Source organism: Nostoc sp. (assembly GCF_036917755.1).
Classification (GTDB): domain Bacteria; phylum Cyanobacteriota; class Cyanobacteriia; order Cyanobacteriales; family Nostocaceae; genus Nostoc.
This window is the reverse complement of record NZ_JBALFC010000056.1, coordinates 109,638-128,257: the sequence shown is the minus strand read 5'-3', so window position 1 is coordinate 128,257 and position 18,620 is coordinate 109,638. Positions and strand designations below refer to the sequence as shown.

Genomic DNA, 18,620 nt, shown 5'->3' with positions numbered 1-18,620 from the left:
CTGTAAATTTTGCCTTTTTTACTGGATTTTCACGTCCTTCCTAAGCAAGAATTATCTAGGCGTACTCCCACTTTAAAAAAACAAATGACTATCAGGTTGAATATTAATTTCCATTGGCACAGCTTGCGGTTCGGCAGAAAGGGCAAAGAAAATCGCATTGGCAGCAGTTTCAGGACTGAGCATTTTTTTCCGGTCTACTTTTAAATTGACATTATCCCAGAAAGGAGAATCTACCCCACCAAAGTAGAATAGCGTGAACTTGATACCAAAACGCTTGAGTTCCTCTGCCATGCATTTGCTGAAACCGACAACACCAAACTTAGAAGCAGAATAAGCCGCCGCCATCGCCATCGAATGCTTGCCCAGAATTCCTACCACATTACAGATGTGACCAGACTTGCGCTTTTGCATCTCTTCAGCCGCCGCCTGAGTGGTGTAAAAGCTGCCTTTTAAGTTGACATCTAGCATCTTGTCTAAATCTGCGGGTTCCAGGCTGTTGTAAGGCTTGAGTATACCAGCACCAGCTGCATTCACCAAAATATCGATTTGACCAAATTCAGCGATCGCCTTTTCTATCAAAGTATCTACTTGTTGGGGGTCAGTAATATCGGTGGGAACGCTCAAAACTTGCCCTGGTAAATCAGCCGCCAGTGTTGTTAAACGAATCGCATCTCTCGCAGCCAATACCAAGCGGACTCCGGTAGGCGCAAGTTTGTGTATTAAAGCTGAACCAATACCACCAGTAGCACCGACAACAACAACAACTTTATCCTGCATTGGATTATTTACATTTATTTATATCTTTTTACATAATACTGAATTACAGGCTCAGGTTGTACGTAGATATCCAGAAAGTATTTACTAGAGTAGCGGTATTACCTCATATTCTTTGCCACTCGCCTTTAATGTAAATGTGGGAGATGATTCTAGATATTTAGTAAAATTGGAACCTAACTTTAATTTTTTAATAATTGAATTAGGAGATTCTCCGGTTATTTTATGTAATTCTGAACCTAGCTTGGACACAAATAATTTAGTTTTGGGAGACTTTTTTTGGACATCTTGAATGATTTTTAATAGTAATTTATCTAATGTTTTCCCATTAGAAATTTTCGCAGCCTTTTCTTTTTCTCCTTCTGGAATAGATTGTGTCAATGAATTATCTAAAACCGGGATTATTTCCTGAATTTCTGGTTGCTTGGGATTATGTTTAATATTGATATCGCATTGTTCTTGAAATAAGCTAGCAATAGCCGCTAAACTGTTTAATCGAGCATTGATTGAATCTTGTTCATTTTTAATTAAATCTTGAATTTGCTCAACCACTTTTTCAAAGGATGGAACTTCCGTTGCCATTGCTAAGGAATAATGAGTTAATTTGCTAGTATTCCGGTTTTCTATATGCAAAGCTTGCCCTTGTCTACGTACCCAATAGACAATCAATCCCTGGTTTTGGAGTTCGTTACAGAGGTGAATTAAAATTCCATCGCTAGAACAGACCAAGATTTCTTTAACTGTTGGATAAGAGCGTAAAATACAAGCACCAATTGCGATCATTTTTGCATCAGCACTATTTTTACCTTCAGGTACATGGACAAGTTGATAGCCACGATTATATAGCTCAATATCTTGCTTCCCAATGCTGGGATTTCTCCAGTTAGCAAATGCAATTTTGACTTGGAGAGGATACTCACAGATACTAGCTAAAAACAGTTCTGAATTAATATCTAATTTTAAGTTTTCTGCATCCAAAAGTAGAAGAGAGATTCCTGTTTCTAATTGATGTTTAATTTCATTTTTTTGCTGAATTTTCAGGAGCAATTGACTAAACGCAGCAGATTCTAACCAATCAGGCGATAATATAGTTTGCAGCAGTTCTTCAGCTAATGTCAAACTACAAGAGCCAAGACTTTTCTCTGTGGCTTTTTCTTCTGGCGGGTTTTTGACTAAAGGAACTTCCGTCGCTTCAGCCATAGATACTTTAGTATGTCCGTTGCTGTTAACAAGCAATTCACTTTCCAAGGAATGAGGGAATACAGACTCAAGGAATTGTTTACCACAATTTTTGCAGAGGTAATTCTGCTTGTCATTCCGACGACCATTTTTACGATATGAAGTAGATTCGCACCGGGGACATTTCATTTTGTGATTCAGGTGGTCTAGAGCAGATACTTCTCTTTCAATATATAGTCTAAAAAAATACTGTCAATGTCAGTTCGTACTGCCCAACAGAAGAAAAACTCAAAGCAAGGGGAAATGAAATTCAACCCCTAATTTCCGCTTGCACTATGTTGTAATTCTCTGAATAGCTAAATTAAGTAGGCAAGAATAAATCAAACCATGTTACGCAATGTAAAGTTAATTATGGGTGAAAAAATGCTGTCGGGTCAAATGACCCGACAGCATTTGGTATAAAGAAATACCGTTAAAGTCGGTTTTTATTGCTCAAGGAAAGGAACAACTGTATGCGAGTGAGAATTAAATTCAACTCCTGATTCCCTCTCGCAGCATATTGTAGCTCTCTAAATAGCTAGAATCGAAACACTTCAACTGACGCGGGCGAAAACGTAGTCGCGGGTGCGAGAATCCAGGGGGTTAGTAAAGATTTTATTTGTAGTACCAAATTCAACCATTTGAGTAATGCGATTATCATTACTACAAAAGAAAGCCGTAAAATCAGATAGGCGAGTAACTTGCTGCATATTGTGAGTAACAATCACAATTGTCAACTCAGAGCGCAAGTTATGGATCAGATGCTCAATTTTCATACTACCAACAGGATCAAGACCTGAACAAGGTTCATCCATCAACAGAACATTCGGTTTGACTGCTAAAGCACGGGCAATACATAATCTTTGTTGTTGACCACCAGAAAGTTCTAAAGCAGATTTGTGCAGCTTATTTTTTACTTCATCCCAAAGTTCGGCAGCTTTGATGGCAGATTCAACGATTCCATCTAATTCTACTTTTGGATGCCATCCAACTAATTTCACCCCATAGGCAACATTATCGTAAACGCTCATGGGAAAAAGATTTGGCTTGGGAAAAACCATACTAACTTGGCGACGTAAGCGATTGATGTTAATACGACGCTCATAAATACTCTGCCCAAAAAATTCTACTTTTCCTTCAACCCTGACTTCTCCTTCTAATTCACCCATGCGATTTAACGATTTGAGAAAAGTAGACTTGCCACAACCACTAGAACCAATAATTGCCGTGACTTGGTTTTGGTAAATATCCATTGACACGCCTTCAACTATCTTTTGAGTGTCGTAATAGAAGCTGAAGTTTTTGACTCTGATGGCTGGAATTAGTTTACTCATATTCCCAAAACGTGTGAAATAAAACTTGATTAACTAAAATACTACAAATCAGCGCTGCTGTTTCACTATGTTACTCCCAAAAGGAGATATTCATAGAAATTACGTAGCTATACGGTAGTCATACAGCAGATAAAGTGTTAATAAGTATTTATTATCAAGATTATTCCTTTGTACAGTGCGTAAGTCCTAGAGTATCCTCTGGCACTAAATGCTTCGACAAAAATTATTAAGCCACGCTAGGACATACCTTAACCGAAACGCCCTGAAATGTAGTCGCGGGTGCGGGGGTCTAGTGGGTTGTTAAAGATTTGCTCTGTAGCGCCAAATTCAACCATTTGACCAATGCGACTTTCATCGGTGCTGAAGAAAGCGGTAAAATCAGAGACGCGAGCGGCTTGCTGCATATTGTGAGTAACGATCGCAATTGTCAACTGAGACTGCAAACTATGGAGCAGTTCCTCAATTTTCATAGTGGCAATGGGGTCAAGAGCCGAGCAAGGCTCATCCATCAGCAGAACTTTTGGTTTGACTGCTAAAGCACGGGCAATACATAATCTTTGTTGTTGACCACCAGAAAGCCCTAAAGCTGATTTATTCAGTTTATCTTTCACTTCATTCCAAAGAGCAGCGCTGTGAAGTGCAGATTCGACGATTTCATCTAATTCTACTTTTGAATACCTGCCTGCTATTCTCATACCGTAGGCAACATTTTCGTAAATACTTATCGGAAAAGGATTCGGTTTTTGAAACACCATACCAATTTGGCGGCGTAACCGATTGATGTTGACACGAGGAGCATAAATATTCTGACCAAAAAATTCTACATCTCCTTCAAGTTTCACTGGGCCTTCTAATTCACTAATGCGATTCAGCATTTTGATGAAGGTAGATTTACCACAACCACTAGGGCCAATAATTGCGGTTACTTGATTCTGACAAATATCCATTGACACCTTTTCGATTGCTTTTATTGTGCCATAGTAAAAACTGATATTTTTAACTTTGATAGCTGGAATTAGCTTATTCATAACTTGCCCAAAATGCGAAATAAAAAATTATTTTTACTTGATTCTTCTCTGTCTAATAACTAAACGAGAGACAATACTGACAGATAAAATTAAGCCGAGTAGAACTATAGCAGTAGTCCATACTAATTGGCTTTTTTGCGGGTCGGGGTCGTTGTAGAGGTTAAAAATCAATACTGGTAAGGAAGCTGTTGGACTTAACAATCCTTCTGACCAATCTAGACTAAATAAAGCAGTAAAAATTAAGGGTGCTGTTTCACCAGCAGCACGAGCTACAGCTAATAAAATGCCTGTAGTAATTCCGGGAATTGCAGCAGTCACAACGATGCGAAAAGTAGTTTGGAAGCGAGTTCCGCCTAAAGCAGAGGAGGCGAGGCGTTGAGATATAGGAATAAGTTTTAAGGATTCTTCTGTTGTCAGTATAATCACAGGTAGCATAATCACAGCTAAAGCAAAACCACCTGCGATCGCACTAAATCCTTTAGTTACCAAAACTATCACACCGTAAGCGAATACGCCTACAACAATTGAAGGCACGCCTGTGAGAATACTACTGATAAAACGAACAATACCACCAATTGGATTGGTTTGACCAAATTCTGCCAAGAAAATTCCTGTCATTACCCCTGTGGGAATGCTTAAAATAGCACCAATTAGCACCATGATTATGGTTCCCAGGATAGCATTGCCAAAGCCATTGTCAATTACTGCTTTGACAAACATATCTGATTTGAGTCCAGATATTCCCCGGACGAGAATTTCCCACAAAATTGATAATAAAGGAATGAGTGCTAGACCTGTCAAACCAAAGGCGATCGCATTCATTACATAAGTAAATATTACTCGCTCTTTTGGCAGAGGACTGCATAATTCTGTCGCCAGAGATTCATCAGTTTCAGGCTGGATGTAACCACTCATATTTTTTATAAATTTTGATTTATAAAGGTCTTGTAACACTGAAATGAGAAATTTTATCGGTGTTATGAAAGTTGCTTTTATTAAAGAAATACAAAAGGCACAAATAGAAAAAAAGAGAATTTAATTTTTGTTTAAGTCCCGTTATAGCAATCCTAAATGAGTTGTCAATCTTAAACTGAAATAGTATTATGCATTTTTTCTGCCAACCCACTTCACCAATAGTACAGCGCCAATATTTACAGCCAGAGTCAAGCCAAACAAAATCAAGGCCAAATAGCTTAAAGCGCCTATATGTAATCCTGGTTCAGCTTCGGCAAATTCATTAGCTAATACAGAGGGAATTGTATAAGCTGGATCGAGTAAAGAAGGACTGATTTGAGCAGAGTTGCCAATCACCATAGTGACAGCCATTGTTTCACCCAAAGCACGTCCTAATGCGAGCATTCCTGCACTCACCATTCCCGAAAATCCAGCTGGTAGCAAGACCCGAAAAATTGTTTCCCAACGAGTACCACCCAAAGCCATAGATGCGCTACGTAATTCTTTAGGGATAGCCATTAAGACATCACGAGTAATTGCTGCCATTGTGGGCAAAATCATGATGGCTAGAATAATTCCAGCAGTTAACATATTAGTCCCTGAAGGGTCTTCTGTATTAAAAAGTGGTATCCATTTAAAAGTGCTGGCTAGCCACTTTTGTAGAGGTTCTAGAACTGGAATAAAGACAAAAATCGCCCACAAACCAATAATGACACTAGGAATTGCTGCAATTAATTCAACAACAAATGCTAAAGTTGTTCGCAGCGATGAAGGTAAGAAATTTTCACTCGTGACTAAGGCTACTGCTATTCCGACTGGGACAGCGAATAAAATAGCGATCGCGCTACTCACCAAAGTTCCATAAATATAGGGTAATGCACCAAAAATCTGATTACCTGTATCCCAATCTCGATCCCACAAAAACCCCAGCCCAAACTGTTTCATGGCTGGTAGAGCTTCGTGTAAAATTACCCAACTCATCACAAATAGCACTGCAACGGTAATCACGGCAAAAAAGTATACTAGCCGTGTAAAACCTTGGTCAAACCATAAATTTGTGCCGCCGATAGCTGTTAAATTGAAATTTTCATCATCTAGGTTTGAATCATGCGATGAATTTCTGTGGGCTGGTTCAGATGAATTTGCCATTACAAATCAATCAAATAGATTTTTTTATTACTATTAGAGTGAGTTGTTAACTCACCCTATTAGGAGAGGAAAGTACTAAGATTGCAAATTAAGGTTTCACAGAGCTATTCACTGTCTGAAGCACCCGATTTGCTACATCAGATGGAATTTTGGTGTAGTTGAGATCATCGTTATATTGTTGACCGTCTTTCAATACCCAATTAATCCATTTCTTGACAGCATCAGCTTTGGAAGCATTAGCATACTGTTTGTAAACCAGCATCCAAGTAAGACCGACGATCGGATAACCCTGTGCTGGTTCTCCGACGAAAACGCGGTAGTTGTCTGGAAAATTCACAGTTGACAAAGCTGCATTTGCAGATTCTAAAGAAGGAGCAACAAATTCTCCTTTCTTATTTTGTACCAGTGCTGATTTCAGGTTATTTTGGACAGCGTAGCTATATTCTACATAACCAATAGAACCGGAAGTACGAGATACTAAGGCAGCTACGCCTGGATTGCCTTTGCCTTTGAGGACGTTTGGCAGATTCCATTTGGGAGCAGTGTTAGTTCCAACTCTACCTTTAAAATAACCACTGGTAGCACTCAAGTGATTGGTGAAAATGAAAGTTGTACCGCTACCATCAGCGCGAACAACAAATTTAATTGATTGATTTGGTAGATTTACGCCCGGATTATCAGCTTTAATTTTTTGGTCATCCCATTTGGTAATTTGACCTGAGAAAATTGCTGGTAGTGTAGCGCGGGACAATTTGAGATTATTAACGCCTGGAAGATTGTAAACAACAGAAACGGCACCGCCTGCTGTAGGTACTAAGATTACACCGTTCTTGACTTTAGCGATTTCATCATCTTTCATTGCAGCATCACTACCACCAAAGTCAACGGTTCCAGCAATAACTTGACGAATACCACCACCGCTACCAATTGCTTGGTAGTTAATTTTCAAGTCTGGATATTTCTTCTTGACTTCACGAGCATAGCGTTCGTAAAGTGGAGCCGGAAAAGTTGCTCCTGCACCATTCAGAGTTTCAGCTTGTGCGATCGCACCAAAAAATGGACTAAGTGCAACAGAAGTTGTCACCACTGAAGTAGCAATGACACGATTCAAAATGGTGGTCAAAAAAATCATATTACCTCTAATTAAAGGAATACTTCTCTGCTGTACTTTCAGCCTTAAATTAACTTACATTTTTTATGGTTAACGATGAATAAACAAAGGATTAAGGCGGGTTTAAATCTTACTTTAAATATTTTTATATCTATTGAGATTTGATTGAATACATTAGTTTGCTAAAATTATGTTGATAACAAACTTCAGTTTAATTTAAATAATTAAAAGTGAATGTTCAAGCTTCTCCATATCGCCGTACTCGCAATATGGTTTAGTTTCTGGTAGTGCGAGAAACTCTTACCAATCAGCCGCCACCTAAATATTTTCATGCTTGCGGCTACAATACATTACTAAAAGTATAAATAATCCGATTCCTGCCAGATATTTAATTGCATCAGGTATGCTGGGATTAGGAGAAAAAAAGCCTTCGATCGCACCAGCAATAATCAACATTGGGACAATCCCAAATACTAGCTGCACCGCCTGATAACCGTACAATTTCAGTGCATCTCCACGGCGATATTTACCAGGAAATAAAATTGCTCTTGCTAATAAAAATCCCGCACCTCCAGCAAAAAAGATCGCAGGTAATTCTAAAGAACCATGCCCAAACACAAACGCCCAAAAAGGATAAGCCAGATTATTTTGACCAACTAAAGTACCAACAGCACCAATTAATAAGCCATTAAATACCATCAAATAAGCTGTGTATGCTCCAGCCGTGATGCCACCAGCAACAGCCCCAAAACACACCGACAGGTTATTGATCATGATACTGCTGGATGCCAGAGGTTCAACGCCGACAATTGACCCCATCCACAATTTATGCTCATCTCGCACCTTGGTAATCAAACTTTCAGGTACTATCAACGACATAAAACTAGGATTTTGCCAGGAATACCACCAAGCCACTAGCGCCCCCAGTACAAACAGCGCCGTCGCCGCCGCAATATATGCAAATGTTTTTTGGATTACAGATGGTAATCCCCAACTGTAAAATTCTCGGATTGCCTGCCATTCTTGTCGCCGCGAACCTTGGTAAATCTGCGTATAGGCACGAGTTGTTAAAGATTGTAAACTTTGAATCAAAGTATTGCCGATTTGCTGAGTGCGGGCACGAGCCAAATCTGCCGCCACTGAACGATATAAACTCGCTAACTCTCTAATTTCTGCTGCCCGTAGGGACTTTAACCCTTTTTTTTCTATCTGCCTTAATAGGGCATCCAGACGCTGCCAATTCGATTCTCGTCGTGCAATCCAACGTTGAATATTCATGAATTTTGGGAACACTGAGTTTAACTTAGCTTAAAATAGCCTCAACTTCATCTCCGTAGTTTCAAGGGAAATTTACCATTATGTCTGAAAACTTTGGTTCTCCCGGTCAGATACAACCACTGAGTATCGGTAACGTTGTCACTGCTGCGGTACGGTTGTATCGTTCTCATCTGAAAACTTATCTGAAACTGGCTTTAATTGCTCACTTGTGGATTATAGTTCCGATCTACGGCTGGGCAAAATATGCAGCCATCTGTGGACTAATTTCACGCTTGGCTTTTGGAGAATTAATTTACCAACCTGAAAGTGTCCAAACTGCCAGAAGCCATATTAATCCACGTCTTTGGTCATTTTTAAGTGTTGGTTTTCAAGTAGGAATATCAATGCTTTTAATTTATTTGGGATTAGCGATCGCGGGTGGTGTCGTGGGTGGCTTGCTGGGAGTAGTCTTAGGAGGGATATTAGGTGTTAGTGCAGGTATTATAGGCACAATTATGGGAGTAATTGTAACGGTAGTTCTTGTGATATTGGGACTAACCTGGTTCTACTCGCGTTGGGTAGTAGCTGAGTTACCGCTAGCTGTTGAGGAAAATATCAATGGTGCCGAAAGTGTTGTGAGAAGTTGGGAGTTAACTAAAGCTTCAGTACTTCGCATTCAGGGCGTCGTTTTAATTTCTTTTTTCGTTACACTACCGCTGGTATTTGTATTAAACTATATACCCAACCTATTCCTCTTAAAGCTTGAGCGAGGTTCTACTATCTACGGAATTGTGTATATTATTTCTTTGATCAGCAGCTTAATCGGTGGAGTTTTTGTGATGCCATTCTGGCAAGCACTAAAAGCTGTTTTATACTTTGACTTGCGTAGTCGGCGTGAGGGTCTAGGTTTGCAATTACGAGAGCCTCCCTCGCAAGATTTTCGTTAATTCAACACTTTAATTCAACTCTATTAATTTTCAATTAGTTAAAATATGCGCTTTTTTAATCGCATTACATTCCAGACTCCAGAAAGTGTAGAGTTGGAATTTACTTTAGCGGGAATCGGCAATCGAGCTTTAGCACTGTTGATTGATTATACAGTCTTGGCTGTAACCTTGCTTGTGTTTTTCCTTACCTGGACTGTCTTTTCGACGCAACTATTCAATTTTTTTGAGGCTCAGAATTTAGGAATTTGGTTAATAGCAATTTTCTTCATTATCGCCTTTGCAATTTACATCAGTTATTTTGTATTTTTTGAAACCTTATGGTTTGGACAAACCCCTGGTAAACGTATTGCTAAAATTCGCGTAGTTCGAGATGATGGAAGACTCATCGGGCTACAACAAGCAACGCTACGTGCCTTACTGCGACCCTTTGATGAAACTTTGTTTATTGGCGCATTTTTAATTATGTTTGGCCGTCAAGAAAAGCGCTTAGGTGATTTGGCAGCTGGCACAATTGTGATTCAAACCCAAACAACGACTGCATCAGCGATATTGATGATTTCAGAACAGGCTAAGGTACTTCATGAACAATTAGTACAAATTGCTGATTTATCATCATTGATGCCAGATGATTTTGCTGTTATTCGTGAGTATTTGCAGCGACGTGCTGCAATGTCATTAAAGCCAAGAGCATTACTATCTCTCAAGTTAGCCGAGCAAGTTGTAAGTATTATTAATTTAGAAAAGTTGCCAGAAGCTGTGACACCGGATGTTTTTTTAGAAGCAATTTACCTTGTTTATCAACAACCTGAATTTTAGGCTGGAGATTTTATTTAGAGGTTGTTAGAAAAGTCTAATTTATTACTCGCTGGGCGATTATAACTCGCGCGCCAGGTGCAACAATTGACAAACACAAAATTATGTGTTGCTGGTCAAAACGCTGATTGATGGCTAAATATTTAGGTCTGGTTTTGAGCGATGTCTACGACGGGCTACGCCTACGCATTTAAACTTCAGCCTAAAAGTTTAATTTACACAACACACATATCCTGGATTATACGTCAACTACTTCTACTGGACTGGCGCTCTAGTTGAAGCGATCGCCCCAGCGTAATTACGGCTTGTCGCTGCCAAAATTACTATATTTATAACTCTCGTAGAGGCGATGTCTCTTGACTAGCCATGTCTCTTGACCGAAGAAGAAAAGGATACAGAGCAACTAAATTTATTTATGGATAACGTAGAAACAATTGTGCCGCTAGCGTTTGCATAAGGCACTCTTAGTCCAAGTTTTCAGAGCAAATAAATTTATTTATGGGGATTTTAATTTTTAATTTTTAATTTTTAATTCCCCGAAGGGGCTGACTCGCCGAGGCAGCGTCTACTTCTGTGACTAACTAATTTACTTTTATTTATATGTTGTAATTTTCAACTATTTTAGATAATTGCTTCGTTTTCAGGAAGACATAACTAATAATCAGTAGTCAGTGAGTGAGTGGAAACTACTGACTACTAACTAATTACTTAAAAATTAAAACTCGGCCAGTCTGGTTCACGATAATAGCGTGTCATGTCATCAAACTTTCGCAATTCGACGCGATGAATCAAAAATTCTGGCAAATTTAACAGCCATTGTTCATTCAACTGAGAAAGCATTGTGCTGAAACTTGTGCGGTCTAAGTCAGATGAAACCTCCCCAAAGTAGGCTAATGTAACATGGGCTGTAAAGTGATAATGCTGCTCAATACCCAAAGCAATTAACTTGGGATTTTGATAAATTGTTCGGCGAAATTTAATAATTTCCTCGTAGCAACGTTCATCTTGGGGTACTAAACAAACGGCTACAGCTCTTGGCATCAGTATCAGTCCCAGCACTTGCCATTTAATCGGATGACTCCTGTTTGTCATCAATTGTTGATATTTCTGAAACATTTCGGCAAAACAAGAGTGTAACTCCTCGTCAAATTTGGGATTTTTTTCGCAGGCGTCAAGGTAAGCACCGTCCCAAATTAAATCCGCCAAAGTTAGATGGAAGCTAACAGGAGGTACAGGTACAATCAAATTACGGTTTACAGGCAACTGCAAAAGTTCCTGTTGGTAAGTCTGTAATTTGGCATAGAAAGCAGAGTTTTGTGATTCTTCTTCTGCCGCAGGCGGGGTAATTAGCGTATAGCCAGGAAAGGATGCTGCTTGTCTCAAGCCAGAATGTGGCTGAAATTTATAAGATTCCTGAATATGCTGGACTTGGGATCTGTAGGCTTCTGGCAGCGTCAGTCGTGCTAACCGATTTAAGTAAGTTTGATAGTTGTCGTCCAATCTTCATAGCCTCACGCTCTCACTTGATAGATTTTAGGGAAAATTATCCCGATTAACAGAATGATTTCAAAAGTATTTAGTTTTGGGAGTGGGGAGTGGGGAGTGGGGAGTTAGGAGTTAGGAGTTAGGAGTTAGGAGTTATAAATATTAACTCTTCACCAATGCCCAATGCCCAATGTCCCATGCCCAATGCCCAATGCCCAATGCCCTATGCCCCATGCCCCATGCCCAATGTCCCAGTAAGAGGTTAGTCTATGCCAATCTATGTTTACTGGGGTGAGGATGATTTTGCTATAGAAAAAGCGATCGCTATGCTGCGCGATCGCATCCTCGATCCCCAATGGATAAGTTTTAATTACACTTCATTCGCCCCAGATCAAGCTGATGCGGCGATCCAGGGGTTAAATCAGGTGATGACACCCACTTTTGGCGCTGGTGGGCGTTTGGTATGGCTGATAAATACTACTCTGTGCCAGCACTGTCCAGAGAATGTGTTAGGAGAACTGGTGCGATCGCTTCCTGTGATTCCCGAAAACTCATTTTTGTTGCTCACCAGCCGGAATAAGCCAGATGAACGCCTCAAATCTACGAAATTGTTAAAACAATTTGCCACCGAGTTCCGAGAATTTCCGCTCATTCCCCCTTGGAAAACAGAATTACTGGTGCAATCTGTTAATCAAGCAGCCCAGATTGTGGGCGTGAAACTGACTGCCAATACTGCCCAGTTGTTGGCAGAATCTGTAGGAAATGATACACGATTACTCTACAATGAGTTGGAGAAATTGCGGCTATATGCCCAAGGTAGCAATAAGCCTTTAGATGTAGATACCGTTACGAAGCTAGTAAGAAATACTACTCAAAATAGCTTACAATTAGCAGCAGCAATCAGAACAGGAGATACAGCTAAAGCTTTGACAACCTTGGCAGATTTGAGCAATGCTTCCGAGCCGGGATTACGGATAGTTGCCACACTGATTGGACAATTTCGCACTTGGCTATGGGTGAAGATTATGATGGAAAGTGGGGAACGGAATCAACAAGCGATAGCTATTGCTGCTGATATCGGTAATCCCAAACGGATCTACTTCTTACAGCAAGAAATCAGACTGCTTTCTGTGCAACAGTTAATCTCTTGCTTACCCCTACTATTGGAGTTAGAAGTGAGCCTCAAGCAAGGAGCATCAGAAATGTCAACACTCCAGACTAAAACAATCGAACTTTGTCAAGTATGCCGAGGCAATTGACACTCAAATATAAAAGGTTGATGTATTTAACAGTTGCTGGAACTTCCGACTCCGAAAATAATTCCAAGTCTTTATAATATCCCTGATGTAGTTTTGTCTCACACACTATATGAAGAAAATTTCCAATTTATTTTCCCGATCTAGCCGAAAGGAAATCCTTTCCCCATCATTCTTTTTCGGCGCGATCGCTACTGCGGGTGTGATTTTCAACGCTTTTTCATTGAGTTCAAAAGCTTATGGTCAAACTCCACCACCAATAGTTAACAATACTGAAATCACCAGCTATGCTCAATCCGTGCTAGCAATGGAGCCAGCACGTCAAAGCGCCTTTGAAGAAATTAAAAAACTTATTGGCAATGGAGAAATTCCCAAGATTGTTTGTAATGATTCTAACAGCATAAATGGTCTTCCCAAGAAGGCTCAAGATATCGCAGTGAATTACTGTACCCGCGCTCAAAAAATTGTCCAAGATAATGGTTTGAGCTTTGATCAGTTCAACAAAATTACTATGGAACTACAAAATAACAATTTATTAAAACGGCAGGTTTACGATAGCCTATTACGCCTGCAACAAACTCCTGAGTCTCGGTAGTGAAACAAGTCGAAAGTCGGAAGTCGGAAGTACAGTTTTGTAACGGGGATTTAGACCCCCTTATCTCCCTCATCCCCCTCATCCCCCTCCCCACTCCCCACTCCCTCTAAGTCCGTCCAACAAGACTGGCGACTACTGTCGCTAACTCAGCTGCTTCAATAGGTTTAGGTAAATGTAGCTGATAACCTTCTTGTATAGCTCGCATCCGATCCTCTGCCCTCGCATAAGCTGTCAGAGCGGCGGCGGGAATATTTCCCCCTAATTCTGGTGGTTGCGATCGCAGTTTGCGGATCAAAGAATAACCATCCTCTTGGGGCATACCGATGTCGCTGACTAAAACATCTGGTTTCCACTGTGTAATTACCTGCAATGCTTCTGAAACTGATGCTACAGCCTGAACTTCGGCTTGGTACTGTTGGAGGACTGTGGTGATGAATTCACGGGTATCGGCTTGGTCATCTACAACTAGCACACGCACGCCAAACAGGGAGAAGGGGACACCAGAGAGATGCAAAGGGGCGCAAGGGCAAAAGGGCGGACTCTTCAAAAGTGGTATTTTGACTGTAAACGTCGCTCCTTGTTCTTTACCTGGACTATTTGCGTGGACAGTACCGCCATGTAATTCTACTAAATGACGGACGATCGCTAATCCTAGTCCTAATCCACCATAGGATCTAGTGCTAGAACTATCAGCTTGACGAAAGCGATCGAACACGTAAGGAAGAAAGTCAGGACTGATACCAATGCCTGTATCAATCACCTGAATTTGGGCATATTTATTGAAATCGGCGGGAAACTCCATCCCCTCGTGGGTGGAGAGGGATAGTCGCCCCGTCGCTTGGGGCATTGGGCATTGGGCATTGGTAACTTCTTCCCCATGCCCCATGCCCCATTCCCCATGCCCAAAAACTCCATCCCCTTGTGGGTGGAGTTTTTTATCTGTTGTCTGTTGTTTTTCTTGGCCAGTGACTATTGACAATTGCACCTCTACCCGTCCTCCCACGGGTGTGAATTTGATGGCATTCGATAGCAGATTCCAGATAATTTGTTGTAAACGCTCGAAATCCCCAGAAACTAAGAATTGAGAATTTTCACCTAGCTTGCTGTTCTCTGAGTCTTGATTAGTTTGTGATTGTGCTTCTGAAGATTCTAGATTTTCGGGGTTGATTCCTAATCCCAAATCTGAATTTCGCGCGAAAGTGTCCACGGGGAGTATCCCCGGTGGCGCATTTGGCGTTTCTTTTGCGGGAATCAGGGAAAATCTTAAATCTATTTCCTTGGACTGGGCGGCTAGACTAACAGTTTCGATGGCTGACTCAATCATCGGAACTAAATTGCAAGTACGGACATTGAGCTGTAACTTACCTCTAATCATCCGTGATATATCCAGCAAGTCTTCAATTAGCTGGGTTTGCGCTTTGGCATTGCGTTCAATTGTCTCCACAGCCCTAGCCATTAGGGTTTCGTTGAGCTTACTTCGTTGCAGTAATTGCGCCCAGCCCAGGATGGCATTCAGGGGCGATCGCAATTCGTGAGACAATATCCCCAGAAACTCATCCTTCATCCGGTTAGCCTCTTGTAACTGCTCAGTTTGTTGTTGCAAAGAAGCAATTAAACTAGCCCGTTCCATTGCGATCGCTATTTGGTCGCATACTGCTTGCATCATCCCCTTTTGATTCTCGGTGAAGCTTAACCGAGTGCGGCTCGCAAATGAAAGAGTACCTAACAGCCGTCCTTGGGCGATCAATGGATAACCATAATAAGCAGTAATACCTAAAGAGCGAATCAATTCTGTTTTCTCTTCAGTTGATTGCTGCACATTCTCTAGAGCTATTGCACAACGCTCCTGGGCTACAGTACCGCAAACCGCTTCACCAAATGCCAAACATTCAATTTCCTTTGCCAGTTCCGAAGATATACCACTGTAAGACTCTAGCCGCATTTTCTGAGAGTTATTCTCAACCAAATAATTAAAGTAAACATCTAAACCAATTTGCTGTGAGAGTTTTTGGTAGACGCTATCAATTAGTACTACTGGTTGCTGGCTCGATAGTAAATCGTTAGCGGTGTCAAATAGTAACTTTAGCCTTTTGTAACTTAACGAAAGTGCTTTTTGTGCCACCTTGAGGTTGCTGATTTCTTGGAACACCAAGATACAGGTAGCCGGATGACCGTGCATTGCTGGCAGGGTATCAGCAAATATCAGTAGAGAGCGCACACCACCGGGAGTGTGCCAGTCTACTTCCAATCCGTTCAGGCGTTCGCCAAGGGCAACCCGCACTCCTGGCATTTGCTCATTGGGGATGCGATCGCCAGCTGCATTCGTGTAGTGGTAAACTGTGTGATAATCTGCGGCTGGTACACCTTTGGGAAATTCGCCCCCAGCTAATTCGTTAGCAGAGCGGTTGGCAAAAGTTACCCGCGCCGTTCCTGGTTCAATAAACAGCAACGGTCTTGGCATCAGATTTAACACATCCTCCAGCCATTTTTGCTGATTTAGGAGTACTTCCTCTGCTTGTTTGCGCTCCGTAATATCTAAAAATGCACCAACGCTTCCTCTGGTTTTCCCCTCTTCGTCAAATAGGGGTGCAACATACTCCAACAGGTTGATTATTTTTCCATTTTCATGGACGACATCGACTTCACAATCCAGAACTTCGACACCATGAGTAGCAGAGTATTGCATTGAGAGTTCCTCTGCTGACAGTTCCTTTCCCTCGCGGTAGAATTTAAAGCTTGTCGATTTTTCGTCCCAGGAAGTACTGAGGGAGGTATTATCTGAGGATATCCCCAACTGCTTGGCAAAAGAAGGATTGACTTTGATATTTTGGCATCCTGGATCTTCGCTAATGCCAATTCCAATCGGAATTACCTCCAACAAAGTTTGTAACTCAGTAATGCGACGCTGTAAATCTTTGTTTAGTTGTAAGATTTTTTCTTTGCTCTGCTTTTGCTCACTGATGTTGCGAGTCACAGTTGCTAAGGCAATTGGCTGACCTGTGTTGTTGTCTGTAACAGTGAAGATATTGTAATCAACTGGTATCGGTTGATCTGTTTGGAGATGGCGGAAGCAAAATTCTCCCTGCCAGCGCCCTTGTGATAGCACAGTCGGCAGTATATGTTCTTGAAAATAGGCTTTGTCTTTGGGCATGACGTAATCTAATACTGCTTTTTGCTTCACTTCATCAAGGCTGGCAAGCCCTACCAGCTTTTGACCTGCATCATTTATATACAATAATTTACCTTCAAGAGTAGCGATGCCGATAAAGTCAGAGCTATTTTCTACCAGCGATACTAATTTTTGTTGCTCTGCTTCTGCTTGCTTGCGTTCGCTCAAGTCGAGGATAAACGCTACTGACTCTTCCCGGTTTTCTCCTAGCAGCACGTAACCAACTAAAACCGAGATGCGGCTACCATCCTTGCGAATATATTCTTTCTCGTAGGGCGTACAAGCCGCGTTGGTGTTTCCTTTTGCTTCGGCGACACCTCGCTGATCCAAGTATAAATACTCTGGTGGTGTAATATTGCGCCAACTTAACCTACCTGCTAACAAATCCTCCCGCGTGTAACCAATCATCCTCAAGAATTCGTCGTTTGCCTGCTGGATACCGCCATACACGTCGCCAAACAGAATGCCGATGACATTCGCATCTACAAAACTTCCTAGTTTAGCTTCATAGGTTCTCAGTGCTTCTTGAGCGTAGTCGCGTTGAAGGCTGAGGCGTTGAATAACCCTGGCACTTTGCCAAATCAAAATAGTAAAAATCACAATCAGGACGATCGCAAAAACTGATATTGCAAACGCCGGATCGTATTGTCCAGCCCGTTGACCTTCAACAATTACCCACCCTAATCCAAAAGGTACTGCGATCGCGGCAATTAATAAACGACGTGCAAGTAAGCCGCCATAAGTATCACTTGTAACTACCCTCATTAATCCTTGTTCTGCCCGCGCCCACAGAATGCCCATACTTAGTAAGAGGAACAACACGGCTGTGTGTAACGCCATTGATGTTGTATAAGGGGCAAGTCCGTAGAGAACTTTCACTTTATAGGCATAGCCCATGAGCGCCTGAAAGGAAATTAAAGTAGTGATCAGAGCGATAATCTGAGCATACCAATAACTGCGGTGGGTTTTTGGATGAATTAAAATCTGTAGGGCGACGCTGACCAGTATAAAGTTCAGTGCTGTATTCACCCCCATTCGCCCCGGATGCGATGTCGTTATACTAGTTGGTGAATCAGGAAATAGTAGCTCGTCAATGCCGAAATTCCAGCCGAACTGATATTCACAGAGTGTGAACGCCGCAACTGTAGTGACAGCTATTGCACAGACCTGAGAAATTAGAAGAGTGGGAAAGTGGGGAAATAATTTTGAATCGCACCTTTGGTGCGCTTCCAGCGCAACTTGAATTTTGAATTTTGAATTGGAATTGTCTCCCCCTGCTTTTAAAAATAGCCACAGCGACACACCACACAGCACAAAACATAGCGCTGTGTTGACTTTCATTGTGGCAGGACTACCAGGGAAGCCGCGCTTCAGAACTTCAATGCCAAGGTACCAGCCAATTAGTACAAAGCTGCCAACAAAAACAGCGATCGCACTTGCGACTTTTGCCACAAGTGAATTTGTCGGAATTTTGAATCTATCTTGCAGCCGCAAGCGGTTAACATTTAACATTTAGTGTTCTCTAACCGC

Annotated in this window: 14 protein-coding genes; 4 read left to right on the top strand and 10 right to left on the bottom strand. The window is 41.3% G+C overall.

Annotation, left to right across the window (positions count from 1 at the left end):
- Window positions 1–72: 72 nt before the first annotated feature.
- The 8 genes from V7L05_RS14315 to V7L05_RS14280 form a co-directional block, all read right to left on the bottom strand.
- Window positions 73–777 carry an SDR family oxidoreductase gene (locus tag V7L05_RS14315; protein ID WP_335164839.1) on the bottom strand — a complete coding sequence of 235 codons (705 nt, stop codon included), beginning with the start codon at window positions 775–777 and terminating at the stop codon, window positions 73–75.
- An 84-nt stretch (window positions 778–861) separates the two neighbouring features.
- Entirely contained in the window at window positions 862–2,142 is a 1,281-nt protein-coding gene (locus V7L05_RS14310; protein ID WP_442937859.1) for an IS1/IS1595 family N-terminal zinc-binding domain-containing protein, read from the bottom strand.
- Between the two features lie 404 nt (window positions 2,143–2,546).
- Window positions 2,547–3,326 (bottom strand): phosphate ABC transporter ATP-binding protein, encoded by a 780-nt coding sequence (locus V7L05_RS14305; protein ID WP_335164835.1) that lies wholly within the window; start codon window positions 3,324–3,326, stop codon window positions 2,547–2,549.
- Between the two features lie 248 nt (window positions 3,327–3,574).
- Entirely contained in the window at window positions 3,575–4,354 is a 780-nt protein-coding gene (gene pstB, locus V7L05_RS14300; RefSeq protein ID WP_335164834.1) for a phosphate ABC transporter ATP-binding protein PstB, read from the bottom strand.
- Window positions 4,355–4,387: 33 nt separating this feature from the next.
- On the bottom strand, window positions 4,388–5,269 hold the full coding sequence (gene pstA, locus V7L05_RS14295) for a phosphate ABC transporter permease PstA (protein ID WP_335164833.1): 882 nt from the start codon (window positions 5,267–5,269) through the stop codon (window positions 4,388–4,390).
- 186 nt (window positions 5,270–5,455) lie between these two features.
- Window positions 5,456–6,457 (bottom strand): phosphate ABC transporter permease subunit PstC, encoded by a 1,002-nt coding sequence (pstC, locus tag V7L05_RS14290; protein WP_335164831.1) that lies wholly within the window; start codon window positions 6,455–6,457, stop codon window positions 5,456–5,458.
- Between the two features lie 88 nt (window positions 6,458–6,545).
- Entirely contained in the window at window positions 6,546–7,589 is a 1,044-nt protein-coding gene (gene pstS / locus V7L05_RS14285; RefSeq protein ID WP_335164829.1) for a phosphate ABC transporter substrate-binding protein PstS, read from the bottom strand.
- Between the two features lie 297 nt (window positions 7,590–7,886).
- A complete protein-coding gene (locus tag V7L05_RS14280) occupies window positions 7,887–8,846 on the bottom strand; it encodes a stage II sporulation protein M (protein ID WP_335164828.1) in 960 nt (319 codons plus the stop codon).
- Window positions 8,847–8,926: 80 nt separating this feature from the next.
- Here V7L05_RS14280 and V7L05_RS14275 point away from each other — a divergent pair, with 80 nt between their 5' ends.
- Window positions 8,927–9,772, top strand: a complete 846-nt coding sequence (locus V7L05_RS14275; protein ID WP_335164826.1) for a hypothetical protein — start codon at window positions 8,927–8,929, stop codon at window positions 9,770–9,772.
- A gap of 45 nt (window positions 9,773–9,817) precedes the next feature.
- Entirely contained in the window at window positions 9,818–10,588 is a 771-nt protein-coding gene (locus V7L05_RS14270) for an RDD family protein (RefSeq protein WP_335164824.1), read from the top strand.
- A 705-nt stretch (window positions 10,589–11,293) separates the two neighbouring features.
- On the opposite strand, the gene V7L05_RS14265 is transcribed toward V7L05_RS14270, so the two are convergent.
- The gene (locus tag V7L05_RS14265; protein ID WP_335164823.1) at window positions 11,294–12,085 is read right to left on the bottom strand and encodes a DUF1868 domain-containing protein; all 792 of its coding nucleotides are present in this window, start codon (window positions 12,083–12,085) and stop codon (window positions 11,294–11,296) included.
- Between the two features lie 254 nt (window positions 12,086–12,339).
- Between V7L05_RS14265 and holA the strand changes: the two genes are divergently transcribed.
- Together holA and V7L05_RS14255 are read left to right on the top strand one after the other, a co-directional pair.
- Window positions 12,340–13,329, top strand: coding sequence for a DNA polymerase III subunit delta (gene holA, locus V7L05_RS14260; protein WP_335164822.1), 990 nt, complete (start codon window positions 12,340–12,342; stop codon window positions 13,327–13,329).
- Window positions 13,330–13,438: 109 nt separating this feature from the next.
- The gene (locus V7L05_RS14255; protein WP_335164820.1) at window positions 13,439–13,921 is read left to right on the top strand and encodes a DUF4168 domain-containing protein; all 483 of its coding nucleotides are present in this window, start codon (window positions 13,439–13,441) and stop codon (window positions 13,919–13,921) included.
- A gap of 106 nt (window positions 13,922–14,027) precedes the next feature.
- On the opposite strand, the gene V7L05_RS14250 is transcribed toward V7L05_RS14255, so the two are convergent.
- Window positions 14,028–18,602: a PAS domain S-box protein gene (locus V7L05_RS14250; RefSeq protein WP_335164818.1), complete on the bottom strand. Its 4,575-nt coding sequence runs from the start codon at window positions 18,600–18,602 to the stop codon at window positions 14,028–14,030.
- Window positions 18,603–18,620 lie beyond the last annotated feature (18 nt).